The sequence below is a fragment of the Priestia koreensis genome, assembly GCF_022646885.1.
Taxonomy (GTDB): domain Bacteria; phylum Bacillota; class Bacilli; order Bacillales; family Bacillaceae_H; genus Bacillus_AG; species Bacillus_AG koreensis_A.
The window spans coordinates 3,358,873-3,373,892 of the sequence record NZ_CP061868.1 but is presented as its reverse complement, the minus strand read 5'-3'; the positions used below and the strand labels follow the sequence as shown (position 1 = coordinate 3,373,892).

The following is a 15,020-nucleotide window of genomic DNA, read 5'->3' as shown; positions in this document are numbered from 1 at the left end:
TATGTTTCCAAAGAATAAAAATATTAATACGGGAGCAGCGATATTAATTTTAATATTTGCCTTGCTCTTTTTTATATTAGCCGTGCGTTTTTTCTACATACAAGCAACAGGGACAGCTGAGGGAGAAACGCTTGCGCCTATTGCCCAAAAAAAATATACGCGTCAAGCTACCATTGAAGGACACCGTGGAACGATTTATGACCGAAAAGGAAAGCCCGTTGCAGAAGATACGGGAGCTTACACGGTTGTAGCGATCTTAGATAAAAAACAATCGAATTATGTGAAAAACCCGGAAAAAACAGCTGAGAAGCTAGCACCTATCTTAAAAATGGATCAAGATGATTTAGAAGAACGTTTATCTAAAAAGGATCGCATCCAAGTTGAGTTAGGATCAAAAGGACGGGATATTTCTCACAGCGTCAAAACGAAGATTGAAAATCTCAAGCTTCCTGGCATTGCCTTTATTCAGGATTCTAAGCGCTTTTATCCAAACGGCGTATTCGCGTCACATATTATTGGATATGCCCAAAAGAATGAAGCAGGAAAGATTATTGGGAAAATGGGGATCGAAGAGATTTTCGATAAGCAGCTGACTGAATCAGATGGCTACGTAAAATACGAAAGTGCTCAAAATGGGCTCAAGCTTCCTAATCCAAAAGAGTCTATTAAAGCCCCTAAAAATGGTGACAATATCTACTTAACGCTCGATGAACAAATTCAGACGTTTGTAGAAGATGCGCTTAATAATGTGGAGAAAGAGTATGAACCAGAGAAGGCCATTGTGGTCGTCGCAAACCCGAAAACAGGTGAAATTCTAGGGATGGGAAACCGTCCAAGCTTTGATCCAAACATACGAGACATTCAAAATTACGCGAACGAGGCACTCATGCCATTTGAGCCGGGATCGACGATGAAGATCTTTACGTTAGCGGCCGCCATTCAAGAAGGAGTGTTCCACGGATCAGAATTGTATCAATCTGGCGTTTACAATGTCCCTAATTCTGCGCCTATTCGCGATCATAACCGAACAGGATGGGGACCGATTACGTTTGATGAGGGCGTGCAGCGTTCCTCAAACGTGGCTTTTGCTATGCTGGCCGATCGCCTCGGGGCGGATCGTTACCGAAGCTACCTTCACAAATTTGGGCTCGATCAAAAGACGGGCATTGATATACCGGGGGAAAAGTCAGGAATTATTTCGTATAAGTACAAACGCGATCAGCTGACTACGGCGTTCGGTCAAGGCTCTCTTATTTCACCGATTCAACAAATTCAAGGAGCAACAGCTATTGCGAACGGCGGAAAGATGATGAAGCCGTATTTAATTAAAAAAGTAGTGGACCCTTCCACAAATAAAATAGTGGAAGAGCACAAGCCGACAGAAGTTGGACAGCCTGTCACAGGTGATACGGCGAAAAAGGTATTAGATGAGCTTGAGAAAGTAGTAACATCTGAGCATGGAACAGGACAAACTTTTGCTATTCCAGGCTATGATGTGGCTGGCAAAACAGGAACGGCACAAATTCCAAAGGACAATGGAAAAGGGTATCAGTTCGGTCATGGTAAAAACATCTTCTCATTTATGGGATTTGCGCCAAAAGACGACCCGAAATTGATCGTTTATGTAGCGGTGAAAAAGCCGAAGCTTACACCACAAGAAGCTGGATCAGCTCCGTCTGCTCTACTATTTAAGTCAGTGATGAAAAATAGTCTTCAATACTTGAAGATTGATCCAGAAGAAACGAAAAAAGAACAAAACGACCCACCGGCTGAGATAGGCGTAAATGTAAACAGTTACGTGGGAGAACCTGCAGAAGAAGCGGTCAAAGATCTGAAAGACAAGGGCCTAAAACCGATCCTCGTTGGTAAAGGTAATCAAGTAGAGGACCAAGATCTTTCAGGAGAGCGACTGATAAAAGGCGAAAAGGTATTTTTACGAACGAATGGCGATTTAACAATGCCAAACCTTACCGGATGGTCTTATCGTGACGTACTACGCTTTTCAAATATGCTAGAGTTAAAGCCAAGTCGTGTTGGAGATGGGTATGTGACATCACAAAACCTTAAGGTAGGATCACCAGTGAAAAAGGACGATTATTTGATTGTAGAACTTGGTCGTCCAGGTGAAGACAAGCCAAAAGAAGAGAAAAAAGAGGATGAAAAGAAACAAGATGAGCCGCAAGAGTAATCAGGCGGTACGTAGAAGATTGAATCATAACTTATGACGCAGTTCTAGTGACTCCTGTACAAGCATATATATTGAGAACGAGCCTAATAGAAGGAGGGTTCTTGATCAATGCGTGTATCAGGAGTCACTGTGCGAAAAAGGTTATTAACCGTTTTAGTTATCGGTATTTTAGTATTTACGATTATTGATGTTCGACTTGGATATGTTCAATTTGCTTTGGGGGATATGCTAACGGAAAAAGCGAAGGGGCTGTGGAGCCGGAATATTCCGTTTGAGCCTGAGCGGGGGAAAATATTAGACCGGAACGGGGTAGCACTAGCAACGAATAAAAGTGCGCCAACAATCTTCGTTATGCCTCGTCAAGTAGAAGACCCGGTTAAAACAGCAGAAAAATTAGCATCCGTCTTAAATATGTCGAAGGAAAAAGCGTATCAAGAAGTTACAAAAGCAACGTCAATTCAGCGTATAAGTCCAGAAGGAAGAAAAATATCTCCTAAAAAAGCAGAAGAAGTACGTGCATTAGGCTTAAAAGGGGTGTATATTGGAGAAGATTCAAAACGCTATTATCCTTTTGGGAGCTACTTATCTCACGTACTAGGTTTTACAGGAATTGATAACCAAGGCCTGATGGGTCTTGAATCCTACTACGAAGATGAACTTAGCGGTGAGGGAGGAAACGTGCAGCTTTATTCAGATGCAAAGGGGAAGAAAATGCCTGATATTGCAGATGATTATACTAATCCTGTTAATGGATTAGATTTAAAGCTGACCATTGATTCGCGTATTCAAACGATTGTGGAGCGCGAATTAGATAATGCACAGGCAACCTATAATCCCGACGGTATTATTGCGATTGCGATGAATCCGAACAATGGGCAAATTTTGGCGATGTCGAGTCGACCGACGTTTGATCCTGACAATTACCGAAATGTACCATCGGAAGTCTATAATCGAAATCTTCCAGTATGGAGTGCATATGAGCCGGGTTCGACGTTCAAAATTATTACGCTAGCGGCAGCACTTCAGGAAAAAAAGGTTGATTTATTAAAAGATCACTTTTATGATGATGGAGCAACAGAAGTAGCCGGAACCATTTTACATTGTTGGAAACGTGGAGGTCACGGCTCACAGACATTTTTAGAAGTCGTTCAAAATTCATGTAACCCTGGTTTTGTGGAGCTTGGCGAACGATTAGGAAAAGAAAAGCTGTTTAAATATATTGACGACTTTGGTTTCGGTCAGAAAACAGGCATTGATTTACAAGGAGAAGGAAAAGGCCTTCTGTTTAACAAAGACAAAGTCGGCCCGATCGAACAGGCTACAACGGCCTTCGGTCAAGGTGTGGCAGTGACGCCCATTCAACAAGTAGCGGCGGTTGCTGCAGCTGTGAATGGAGGCACGCTATATCAGCCTTACATTGCAAAAGAGTGGATTGATCCTAAAACGAATAAAGTCATCAAGAGACAATCGCCTGTAGCCAAACGAAAGGTTATTTCCGAAGCAACTTCCAAGCAAGTTCGGTACGCATTAGAGAGCGTAGTGGCAAAAGGAAGCGGTAAAGGTGCGTTTGTCGATGGCTACCGTGTCGGTGGGAAAACAGGGACGGCGCAAAAGGCGAAAAACGGTCGTTATTTAGAAAATAACTATATTGTTAGTTTTATCGGCTTTGCCCCTGCTGATCATCCAGAGCTGATTATTTATTTAGCAGTTGACAATCCAAAAGGTACCGTTCAGTTTGGTGGCGTCGTCGCTGCTCCAATTGTCGGTAAAATGATGGAAGATAGTCTGCGTACGCTCGGTGTAAAACCGCGAAGCAAACAAATAGAAAAAGAATTAACATGGCTTGATACCCCTGTATTAGAAGCTCCTGATTTAGTCGGGATGACGAAAAAAGATCTGCAAGAGCAGTTAGTGAACCTGAAGCTTGATGTTAGTGGAACTGGTGATAAAGTTGTAAGTCAAGCACCAGCCGCTAGGACAAAAGTTAAGGAAGGTTCGACAATCAGGATATATATGGGGGAAAAGTAATTATAATGATATAAGCCTTGGGGGTATTTCCCCTGGGCTTCTTTTTCTGTAAAATGGAAGATGGCTAATCGCTAACAGAAGAGAGGAAATGATAAGATGGAGTTACAATCACTTTTAGCTTACCTACACGACTTTACAATAAAACCAACAGAGAATGCTGAAATTACCTCGATCGAGATGGACCATCGCCAAGTGAAAAAAGGTTCCTTATTTGTATGTGTGAAAGGATATACGGTAGATGGACATGATTTTGCCACGCTTGCAGTAGAAAGTGGAGCGGCAGCGATTATTGCGGAAAGACCCGTAGATGTATCCGTTCCAGTCATCATCGTTAAAAATTCAAAGCGTGCGATGGCGGTTCTAGCAGACGGCTTTTACGAGCAACCAACGCAAAAGCTTCACCTTATTGGTGTTACGGGGACAAACGGGAAAACGTCCACTACACATCTAATGGAAAAGATTTTTCAAGCAAATGAACAAAAAACGGGCTTAATCGGTACAATTGAAATTCGTATTGGCGATCAGTCATACGAAGTGAAAAACACGACGCCTGAATCCGTTACCCTTCAGCAAACGTTTCATCAAATGGTCCAAGAGAATGTAGAAGTAGCTGCGATGGAAGTATCGTCACATGCGCTAGATCTTGGACGCGTCCACGGATGTGATTTTGATGTAGCGGTGTTTACAAACTTAACGCAAGATCATTTGGATTATCATAAAACAATGGACGATTATCGCCGTGCAAAAGGATTGCTGTTTGCTCAACTAGGCAATACTTATAATCATAAGAAGCCAAAGTTTGCCGTCCTAAATGCAGATGACAAAGCTTCTGAAGAATATACGAGAAACACTGCAGCGACGGTTGTTACATATGGAATTGATCACGAAAGCGATGTTCGTGCAAAAAATATTCAAATGACAAATGCAGGAACAACGTTTGAACTAGTCACGCCATTTGATACGGTAAACGTACAAATGAAGCTGATCGGAAAGTTCAGCGTGTACAATGTTCTTGCCGCAACGGCAGCTTGTCTCGTCTCTAATGTACCGCTTCAAACCATTGTGTCAGTAATTGAGCAAACGGAGGGCGTTCCGGGGCGTTTTGAAGTAGTGGATGAAAACCAAGATTTCAGCGTAGTGGTCGATTATGCTCACACACCAGATAGCCTTGAGAATGTCGGAAAGACGGTGCAGCAGTTCGCACAAAATAATGTGTACATGATTGTTGGATGCGGGGGAGATCGTGATCGTACGAAACGACCTCTTATGGCAAACATTGCCGCAACGTACAGCACAGAGGCGATTCTTACATCGGATAATCCACGAAGCGAAGATCCGAATGAGATCTTAAAAGAAATGGCAGCTGGAATCACATCAACGAATTACGTAACCATTTCGGATCGTAAAGAAGCAATTCAATATGCAGTAAACAAAGCAGAAAAAGGCGATGTGATCGTGATCGCAGGTAAAGGTCATGAAACATATCAAATAATTGGTGATGAGGTACTTGATTTTGATGATCGAGAAGTAGCCCGTCAAAGTATTAAGGAGCGTCAAAAATAATGGACTCACAGTGGTATATGAAACACGCAGTTGTTAAAACAGAGACGAAAGAGGAGGGAGTACAATGCTAGAACACGTGATTTTATTTACCATCGCTGTAGCCTTTTTAATCACAGTGATTCTATCTCCGTTCTTTATTCCCTTCTTACGTCGATTGAAATTTGGTCAAAGCATTCGTGAAGAAGGACCGAAGTCTCATCAGAAAAAATCAGGTACGCCAACGATGGGCGGAATCATGATTATTCTCGCGATTGTCGTTACAACACTCATTATGACGAATAAGTACCTTGAGCCGACAGTTGATACGTATCTATTATTGTTCGTCACATTTGGTTATGGTCTACTTGGATTTTTAGATGATTTTATCAAAGTCGTACTGAAACGAAATTTAGGATTAACGTCCAAACAAAAGTTTATTGGGCAAGTATTAATTGCGATTATTTTCTATCTTGTTGCGAAGCAATTTGATTTATCAACGGTTGTATCCATTCCTGGAACAGAGTTTTCTGTTGATTTAGGCTGGTTCTATGTTGTGTTCATTATTTTCTGGCTTGTTGGTTTCTCAAATGCGGTGAACTTAACAGACGGATTAGACGGACTTGTTTCCGGAACGTCTGCCATTGCTTTTGGTGCTTTTGCCGTTTTAGCATGGAATACAGGTCAATTTGATGTAGCAATTTTCTGTGTCGCAGTTGTTGGGGCAGTGCTAGGATTTCTTGTCTTCAATGCCTATCCTGCGAAAGTATTTATGGGAGACACAGGCTCGTTAGCACTAGGTGGAGCAATCGCAACGGTTGCGATTTTAATGAAATTAGAGATTTTATTAATTGTAATTGGTGGTATATTTGTTATTGAGACATTGTCAGTTATTTTGCAGGTTGCGTCATTTAAAACAACAGGAAAGCGTATTTTTAAGATGAGCCCGCTGCATCACCACTATGAATTAGTAGGGTGGACAGAATGGCGTGTTGTAATGACATTTTGGGCAATCGGATTACTGTGTGCAATGTTAGGAATCTATATTGAGGTGTGGATTTAAGTGAAAACAATTACTGATTACAAAGAAAAAAATGTACTTGTATTAGGATTGGCGAAAAGCGGAATGGCTGCGGCAAAGCTTTTAAACATTTTAGGAGCGAACGTTACAGTAAACGATCAGAAGCCTTTTGAAGAAAATGAAGCGGCTCAAAAGCTACAGGAAGCAGGATTAACGGTTGTATGTGGCCATCACCCTCTAGAACTTTTAGACGGTGTAGAGGTCATTGTTAAAAATCCTGGCATTCCCTACAGCAACCCATTACTTGCAGAAGCATTAAAACGAAATATTTCCATTATTACAGAAGTAGAGCTTTCCTATCAAATTAGTGAAGCACCGCTAATTGGTATTACAGGAAGCAACGGAAAAACAACGACAACAACGTTGATTCACAAAATCTTAGAAGAAAGCAACAAGAAGCCATTGATCGCGGGAAACATCGGTACGGTCGCTTCAGAAGTTGCGGAGCTTGCAACAAACGAGAATGTGATTGTGATGGAATTATCTTCGTTTCAGTTAATGGGTACGAAAACATTTAAACCGGCCGTTTCCGTGTTTTTAAATTTATTTGATGCGCATCTCGATTACCACGGTACGCGTGAAGAGTATGCACATGCCAAAGCAAACATTTTCGCAAACCAAACGCCTTCTGATTATGCGGTAATAAATGCAGATGATGAGACGGTGATGTCACTTGCTGAAAACGTACGTGCAACGATTGTACCGTTCTCTACTTCAAAGGTAGTCGAGTCAGGAGCATATATTAAAGATGGAAGCATGTTCTTTCAGCAGGAAGAGATTATGTCTGTAAATGAGATTGTTCTTCCAGGTAAGCACAATCTTGAAAACATTTTAGCAGCGGTCGCAGCGGCGAAGCTTCACGGCGCTTCTACAGAAGCAGTGAAAAAAGTATTAACAACCTTCACAGGCGTGAAGCATCGTGTTCAGTACGTGGCGACTGTTCAGGACCGAAAATTTTATAACGATTCAAAGGCAACCAATATTTTAGCAACGAAAGCAGCTGTTACGGCATTTGAACAGCCTGTAATTCTTTTAGCGGGTGGACTTGACCGAGGGAATGAGTTTGATGAGCTGAAGCCTTATTTAAAAAACGTGAAAGCCATCATTACATTTGGTCAAACGGCTGAAAAAATTGAGCGTGTTGCAAAGGAAGCAGGAATACAAACAATCAAACGTGTCGATAATGTGGAAAAGGCGGTTCCTGAAGCCTATCAACTTTCAGACGCGGGTGACGTCATCTTGCTTTCACCTGCCTGTGCAAGCTGGGATCAATTCAAAACTTTTGAAGAGCGTGGAGACATGTTTATTGATTCGGTGCATAGACTGAAGTAAGGGCTTGTCTAAGGAATACATCACGAGATAGATGGAGGCGCTAGGCCTTTATCTATCTTTTTTTAAACGCCCTAATTTCAAATGTTAGAGGTGTTTGCTTTTGTCTACAAAACGTTCTACACCAGATTTTTTTCTTGTTATCATCACGTTGTCTCTTCTATCAATAGGACTCATTATGGTTTATAGTGCTAGTGCCATCTGGGCTACATACAAGTTTCATGACTCCTTTTTCTTTGCCAAAAGGCAGTTGCTATTTGCAGGTCTCGGTGTATGTGCAATGTTTGTCATCATGAACATCGATTATTGGGTGTGGCGCAAGCATGCAAAGACCATCATTATCGTCTGCTTTGTTTTATTGGCGCTCGTACTTGTACCAGGAGTAGGAATGGTGCGAAATGGGTCTCAGAGTTGGATTGGCGTTGGAGCGTTCTCTATTCAGCCATCCGAGTTTATGAAATTTGCCATGATTGTGTTCTTAGCCAAGTTTTTGTCAGAAAATCAAAAGAACATTACGTCATTCAAAAAAGGACTCATGCCGTCACTAGCACTTGTGTTTTTAGCGTTTGGGATCATTATGCTTCAGCCTGATTTGGGAACAGGAACGGTTCTAGTCGGTACATGTATCACGATGATTTTTGTATCAGGAGCAAGGGTGAGCCATTTTGCTGGATTAGGATTTCTTGGACTTGCGGGTTTTATCGGTCTTATTCTCTCGGCTCCGTATCGAATCAAACGAATTACGTCCTTTTTAGATCCATGGGAAGACCCGTTAGGAAGTGGCTTTCAAATTATTCAATCTCTTTACGCAATTGGACCAGGGGGTCTATTAGGACTAGGACTGGGACAAAGTCGACAAAAGTTCTTTTACTTGCCTGAACCACAGACCGATTTCATTTTTGCTATTTTGTCAGAAGAGCTAGGATTTATAGGTGGAACGCTCATTTTGCTTTTGTTTTCCCTGCTGTTATGGAGAGGCGTGAGAATTGCATTAGGGGCTCCTGATATGTACGGAAGCTTCATTGCGATTGGGATTACGGCTATGATTGCGATTCAAGTCATGATCAACATTGGAGTAGTAACCGGACTCATGCCAGTAACAGGAATCACCCTTCCGTTTTTAAGCTACGGCGGTTCGTCGCTAACGCTTATGCTGGCAGGTGTTGGAGTTATTTTGAATGTTAGTAGATATTCTCGCTATTAAAGAAGAATCAATGTATAATACAATATTGTTGAGGCCGTATTAGGTCGTTGACATCGTCCTTTTTACGACTTTTGGCAGCTTGCTGGAGGGAAAAAAAGTGGCGGTGTCTTTTTGATGAAAAATAGTAATGTTTTTCTCACAAATGTAGACAAATTGTAACGTTCTTATTATCCTCTTTTCAGTGATTTTATGATATGCTTTGAACAGTTTTCATACATTCTAATAAAAGAGAAAAAAGAACCAAGTAAAAAAATGTAAAAAGCTCGTTGCAAATGGCCAACCATATGATAAAGTGTAAAAGTTAGGTCATAAAGGCTAGGACTGCTTCGAATGTTATTGTAACGTTCTTTTGTCATCGTAGAATTAGTTTAGCGGGTGTGTACCTAAATAACAATGAAGTTCATAAAATAGAGAAACAAAAACAACGAGATACGCAGAGAGGTCTAGGAGGTTGTCATGAAAAAAGTAGTAGCAGAGTTAATGGAAGCGAATGTAGGAAAGGTGATCGAGCAAGAACCTTTATCCAAACATACCACAATGAAAATTGGGGGGCCTGCTGAGCTATTTGTTGAGCCAAGCAATATTGAACATTTAAAAACGACCATGAATATTATTAAAAAACACGGAGTAAAATGGCGTGCGATTGGTCGCGGTTCGAATTTACTTGTATCAGATAAAGGCATTTCTGGTGTGGTCGTAAAACTTGGAAATGGTCTAGATGATGTTGAGATCGAAGACAATATGGTGAAAGTAGGCGGAGGTTGCTCCGTTGTTAAGCTTTCAATGATGCTAAGCAAGCAAGGACTATCCGGTCTAGAATTTGCAAGTGGCATACCTGGCTCTATCGGAGGAGCTGTTTACATGAATGCTGGTGCGCACGGGTCGGACATGGCAGCAATCGTGGAAAAAGCGCACATTCTTTTTGAAGACGGTACAATGCAGTGGTTGACAAAAGATGAGATGGAATTTTCATATCGCCACTCAATTCTTCAAACCGAACGTCCTGGTGTATGTGTGGAAACCGTTCTTTCCATGACAAAAGGTGAAAAAGAAGCGATTGTAGCAGTGATGCAAAAAAACAAAGATTATCGCCGTGAAACGCAGCCGTGGGATCGTCCATGTGCAGGCAGTATTTTCCGTAACCCACTTCCTCAATATGCAGGAAATTTAATTGAGCAAGCGGGTCTGAAAGGTCATGAAATCGGAGGAGCGAAAGTGAGCGAACAGCACGCAAACTTTATCGTGAATACGGGTAATGCGAAAGCGGAAGATGTGTTAAATCTGATTGCACATATTAAAGCAGTAATTAAAGAAAAGTTCGATGTTGAGATGCATACTGAAGTTGAAATTATTCAGTAAATGAACATGCTTTTCGTCTTCCTATCCTTATTTTCCAAAAAACGTCTGTAAGTTCTAGCGCAGGCTAGTAAAATCCGTTCTATATTATGCTATAATGTGGGTACTTGCAGTATGAATATACAGAAGAAAGGGCTGCTCTTACGAGAAGAAAAAGTTTGCTGAGCGCCCTTCATCTTCTATAAATAAAAGGTGAAATAATATGGAAAATGAAAAAGTAGTTCATCTCGAAGATCGAGTACCAAAGCTAAAAGAGCAGCGGAAACAAAAAGCGAACCGACGACTAATTTTTTATTTATCGATCTTTTTTCTGCTAATTTTGTTTATCGTGTATACGCAATCGTCGCTAAGCAACGTCGCTTCTGTTGAAGTGAAGGGAAATCAATATGTATCAGATCAAACCATTCTCAAGCTAAGTAAACTTACAAAAGAGACAAGCTACTGGAAAATCCCAAAGGGTGAAGTTGCGGATCGAATTAAGTCCAATCCGGAAATCAAAAGTGTAACGATACATAAAAGTCTTCCGAATAAGGTTGTACTGAACGTGACAGAATACAAACGAATTGCGTACGTGCTTGCAAAGGGGAAATATTTGCCGATCAATGAAAACGGCAAAGTGTTAAAAGCCGTAAAAGGAAAGCCAAATCTTTCGAACGCGCCGCTTCTAGTGGACTGGAAGAAGCCCGATGTGATTCAGGAGATGGTTCAATCCTTAAACAAATTACCCGATACGATTACGAAAGCTATTGCAGAAATTTACTATACGCCTGAACGTTCTGATTCACTTCACATCACGCTGTATATGAACGATGGACACGAGGTGAGTGCGAGTCTTCGCGATTTTTCAAAAAAGATGTTGGACTACCCGACTATTTTGAATTACATGGAGAAAGATTATCCAAATGCAAAAGGCATCATTCATTTAGAAGTGTCACCTTATTTTGAGCCATACACAAAACCGAAAGAAAAGGAGGGAGATGAAGAGAGTGAAACGCAAGGGTAAAAATGTCGTTTTATCTCTTATCCTCCTCGTACTTGGGTTTATGATTTCATATTCCTATCAATTTACGAAAAATGAAACGAAAGGCGGTGGTTCGGATCAGCAATGGAAACAAGAGTACCGATACCGCCAAATGTTGATTGATCAAGAAGAACGAAATCGTAAGCTGCAGCGTGAATTATTTGCAAAACAAGAAAAGGTACGTAAAACTGAAGAAGGACTAGCTAAAAAAGAACAGGATTTAGCAAAGATTGTAGACGATGTGAAAAAGTATCGCATGTACACAGGAAAAGTAGGGGTGAAGGGGAAGGGGCTAGAAGTGACGCTCTCTGACGCCTCTTACATTCCGTCTGAGGAAAACGCCAATCATTACATCGTGCATGAAGGACATGTTTTTAAGGTGATTAATGAGCTTCTTGTATCAGGTGCTTCAGCAATTGAGATCAATGGACAGCGTATTTCGAAAAACTCGTATATCATGTGTAATGGGCCTGTTATTACAGTAGACGGAAATCAATTTCCTGCCCCCTTCGTCATTTCAGCAACCGGTGATCCGGATGTGCTAGATACTGCGCTAAATTTAGCGGGTGGAGTAAAAGATCAATTGGTAAAAGATAACATTGTGGTCAAAATGACCAAGAAGAGCGAAATTGTTATGGCGCCGCTCATTAATGCACGTGAACAACAAACATTTTCCAAGTAAACATTTTTTGTAAAAGATGTTTATTTTAAAGCCGCGGAGGGAAAGGAGCTTAAGGTTGAATCAGAAGCAGAAGAGTCATTTCACGATTATCGCGCTCGTCATTGGTTTTATGGTAGCCGTGCAATTTCAAACAACGCAACATCCGAAAGTACGTGATACGCGTGACATGTGGGAGCTTCGTGCGGATTTAACGAAAGAGCAGAAAACCCAAGCGGATATTTTAAAGGAAATTCGTGCATTAGATGGACAGCTAGAAAATTATCGAACGAACAAAACGTTATCTAAAAAAGAAGCGCTAAACAAAACGCTGATGGAGCTAAAAAAAGAGGCGGGAGCGACTCCTGCAACGGGCGTGGGCCTTAAGCTCACAATTGCGCCTCTTTTCGGTGAAGAGCTGCTTGGAAAAGAAATAAAAGATGTTTCGCCGCAGCTGTTGAAACATTTAGTGAACGATTTGAATTCATATGATGCGGATGAAATTGCGATCGGTGATCAGCGAATTGTGGCAACCACTGTGATTCGAGATATCAATGGGCGCACGAAGGTGAATAATTATTGGCTTGGTGATGCACCTTTTCAAGTGACGGTGTTGACAAAAGATCCCGAAAAAATGTACAACCGGTTGAAAGCTTCTAATATCGCCGATGAGTTTGCGATTGAAGATTTGAGTTTGGACGTTTCAAATCCACATCGCCAGCTTACAGTTCCTGCGTATGATCAGGAAATGCCTCTTAAGGGGCTTGCGATTGACGAAGCAGAGTAGGAAGGAGAAGAGAAGCAATGTGGTTGCCTTTATTGGGTTTGGTGGTGGGCATTGTACTAGGTCTACTCTCGGAGCTACGAATACCGGTAGAATACACGAATTATTTGTCCATTTCCGTGTTAGCTGCACTTGACACGTTGTTTGGAGGAATTCGAGCGCATTTACAAAATATTTACGACGAAAAAGTATTTGTATCTGGTTTCTTTTTCAACATAATACTGGCAGCAAGTTTAGCTTTTCTCGGCGTACATATTGGTGTAGACTTGTATTTAGTAGCCGTTTTTGCATTCGGCGTTCGTCTGTTTCAGAATATCGCCGTCATTCGGCGCATTTTGTTGACCAAATGGTCGGATTCCAGACAAAAAATTGAAAAAAAGTAAAATTCCAAAAGGGAATAACGCGTTATTTGTTGAATATTTTCAATGATACATGAAATAGTAGGCAATTATAGATAATTGTTGTTCTTCTATCAAATTAAAATAGACAAGGAAAGCCGTTAAAGGAGGTGCCAAAGAATGAACAGCAATGAAATTTTTGTTAGTCTAGACATCGGTACATCCAGTGTAAAAGTAATCATTGGTGAAATGACTAATGATTCATTAAATATCATTGGTGTAGGTAATGTGAAGTCACAAGGGCTAAAAAAGGGCTCTATCGTTGATATAGATGAAACTGTTCAATCGATAAAAAAAGCAGTCGAGCAGGCAGAAAGAATGGTAGGAATTCAAATTAATCGTGTCGTGGTTGGAGTAGGTGGCAATCATGTGCAACTTCAGCATTGCCACGGGGTAGTAGCTGTTTCAAGCGACAACCGTGAAATTGCCAATGAAGACGTACAGCGAGTAATTGATGCTGCTCAAGTCATGTCAATTCCTCCAGACCGAGAAATTATTGATGTAATTCCACAACAATTTATTGTTGATGGGTTAGAAGGCATTACGGATCCACGAGGTATGTTAGGGGTTAGGCTTGAGATGGAAGGAACCATCATTACAGGATCTAAAACCGTATTACATAACTTATTGCGCTGTGTAGAACGAGCTGGGTTAGAAATCACTGATATTTGTTTACAGCCTTTGGCCGCAGGATCAATTGCGCTGTCAACGGATGAAAAAAATCTTGGTGTAGCCCTTGTTGATGTTGGGGGCGGTTCAACTACCATCGCAGTATACGACCAAGGCTATTTAGTTGGCACGACTGTTTTACCAATCGGTGGAGAAAGCATTACGAAGGATTTATCCATTGGTCTTCGCACCACAACAGAAGATGCTGAAAAAATTAAAATTAAGCACGGACATGCTTTTTATGATCATGCGTCAGAAGAAGAAGTGTTTAGTGTTCCCATTATTGGGAGTGATCAGCATCAGCAGTTTAGTCAACTCGAAATCTCTGATATTATAGAAGCTAGATTAGAAGAGATTTTAGAGATGGTTTCACACGAGCTCCAACGTTTAGGATATTCAGATCTTCCAGGAGGTTATGTACTCACAGGTGGAATGGTATCCATGCCGGGGATTTTAGAATTATCACAGGTTGTTTTCAAAAACAACGTGCGTATCGCAGTCCCGGATTACATTGGTGTGCGTGAACCAAATTATACAACAGGAGTTGGCTTGATTAAGTTTGCATACAAAAATGCGAAGATTCAAGGACGTAACATCGGAGCTCCCGTTGAAAACACAGTAGTAGAAAAAGTACCGGTGCAGCATCAGCAGCCTCAACAATCGTTTGAGCCACAGCAGCCTGCACCAACTCAAAAACAAAAGCCGAAAAATGATGAAAATTTCTCTAAGAAGATGAAAAAAATCTTCGGATACTTTTTTGATTAG

Annotated in this window: 12 protein-coding genes; all 12 read left to right on the top strand. The window is 41.2% G+C overall.

Features of this window, described 5'->3' with window-relative positions:
* The first annotated feature begins 1 nt into the window (after position 1).
* The 12 genes from IE339_RS17695 to ftsA all read left to right on the top strand — a co-directional run bounded on the left by IE339_RS17695 (position 2) and on the right by ftsA (position 15,020).
* Positions 2-2,188: a penicillin-binding protein gene (locus IE339_RS17695; RefSeq protein ID WP_242169676.1), complete on the top strand. Its 2,187-nt coding sequence runs from the start codon at positions 2-4 to the stop codon at positions 2,186-2,188.
* Positions 2,189-2,296: 108 nt separating this feature from the next.
* Positions 2,297-4,216 (top strand): stage V sporulation protein D, encoded by a 1,920-nt coding sequence (locus IE339_RS17690; protein ID WP_242169674.1) that lies wholly within the window; start codon positions 2,297-2,299, stop codon positions 4,214-4,216.
* A gap of 96 nt (positions 4,217-4,312) precedes the next feature.
* A complete protein-coding gene (locus IE339_RS17685) occupies positions 4,313-5,779 on the top strand; it encodes a UDP-N-acetylmuramoyl-L-alanyl-D-glutamate--2,6-diaminopimelate ligase (RefSeq protein WP_242169673.1) in 1,467 nt (488 codons plus the stop codon).
* A 64-nt stretch (positions 5,780-5,843) separates the two neighbouring features.
* The gene (gene mraY / locus IE339_RS17680) at positions 5,844-6,818 is read left to right on the top strand and encodes a phospho-N-acetylmuramoyl-pentapeptide-transferase (RefSeq protein ID WP_242169671.1); all 975 of its coding nucleotides are present in this window, start codon (positions 5,844-5,846) and stop codon (positions 6,816-6,818) included.
* Entirely contained in the window at positions 6,819-8,168 is a 1,350-nt protein-coding gene (gene murD, locus IE339_RS17675; protein WP_242169669.1) for a UDP-N-acetylmuramoyl-L-alanine--D-glutamate ligase, read from the top strand.
* A 100-nt stretch (positions 8,169-8,268) separates the two neighbouring features.
* Positions 8,269-9,369 carry a stage V sporulation protein E gene (spoVE, locus tag IE339_RS17670; protein ID WP_242169667.1) on the top strand — a complete coding sequence of 367 codons (1,101 nt, stop codon included), beginning with the start codon at positions 8,269-8,271 and terminating at the stop codon, positions 9,367-9,369.
* Between the two features lie 456 nt (positions 9,370-9,825).
* The gene (gene murB / locus IE339_RS17665) at positions 9,826-10,728 is read left to right on the top strand and encodes a UDP-N-acetylmuramate dehydrogenase (protein WP_242169665.1); all 903 of its coding nucleotides are present in this window, start codon (positions 9,826-9,828) and stop codon (positions 10,726-10,728) included.
* Positions 10,729-10,927: 199 nt separating this feature from the next.
* Positions 10,928-11,728, top strand: a complete 801-nt coding sequence (locus tag IE339_RS17660; RefSeq protein ID WP_242169663.1) for a cell division protein FtsQ/DivIB — start codon at positions 10,928-10,930, stop codon at positions 11,726-11,728.
* Positions 11,703-12,428, top strand: a complete 726-nt coding sequence (locus IE339_RS17655; RefSeq protein WP_242169661.1) for a DUF881 domain-containing protein — start codon at positions 11,703-11,705, stop codon at positions 12,426-12,428. Before IE339_RS17660 ends, IE339_RS17655 begins: the two co-directional genes overlap by 26 nt.
* Positions 12,429-12,483: 55 nt before the next feature.
* Positions 12,484-13,191, top strand: coding sequence for a DUF881 domain-containing protein (locus IE339_RS17650; RefSeq protein ID WP_242169659.1), 708 nt, complete (start codon positions 12,484-12,486; stop codon positions 13,189-13,191).
* A gap of 17 nt (positions 13,192-13,208) precedes the next feature.
* Positions 13,209-13,571, top strand: coding sequence for a small basic family protein (locus IE339_RS17645; RefSeq protein WP_242169657.1), 363 nt, complete (start codon positions 13,209-13,211; stop codon positions 13,569-13,571).
* 135 nt (positions 13,572-13,706) lie between these two features.
* Complete coding sequence (gene ftsA / locus IE339_RS17640; RefSeq protein ID WP_242169655.1) at positions 13,707-15,020, top strand: cell division protein FtsA; 1,314 nt, start codon at positions 13,707-13,709, stop codon at positions 15,018-15,020.

Bases quoted from the DNA above. Each gene is read 5' to 3' on its own strand.
- IE339_RS17695 (WP_242169676.1), top strand. From the start codon at position 2: ATGTTTCCAAAGAATAAAAATATTAATACGGGAGCAGCGATATTAATT.
- IE339_RS17690 (WP_242169674.1), top strand. From the start codon at position 2,297: ATGCGTGTATCAGGAGTCACTGTGCGAAAAAGGTTATTAACCGTTTTA.
- IE339_RS17685 (WP_242169673.1), top strand. From the start codon at position 4,313: ATGGAGTTACAATCACTTTTAGCTTACCTACACGACTTTACAATAAAA.
- mraY (WP_242169671.1), top strand. From the start codon at position 5,844: ATGCTAGAACACGTGATTTTATTTACCATCGCTGTAGCCTTTTTAATC.
- murB (WP_242169665.1), top strand. From the start codon at position 9,826: ATGAAAAAAGTAGTAGCAGAGTTAATGGAAGCGAATGTAGGAAAGGTG.
- IE339_RS17660 (WP_242169663.1), top strand. From the start codon at position 10,928: ATGGAAAATGAAAAAGTAGTTCATCTCGAAGATCGAGTACCAAAGCTA.
- IE339_RS17655 (WP_242169661.1), top strand. From the start codon at position 11,703: ATGAAGAGAGTGAAACGCAAGGGTAAAAATGTCGTTTTATCTCTTATC.
- IE339_RS17645 (WP_242169657.1), top strand. From the start codon at position 13,209: ATGTGGTTGCCTTTATTGGGTTTGGTGGTGGGCATTGTACTAGGTCTA.
- ftsA (WP_242169655.1), top strand. From the start codon at position 13,707: ATGAACAGCAATGAAATTTTTGTTAGTCTAGACATCGGTACATCCAGT.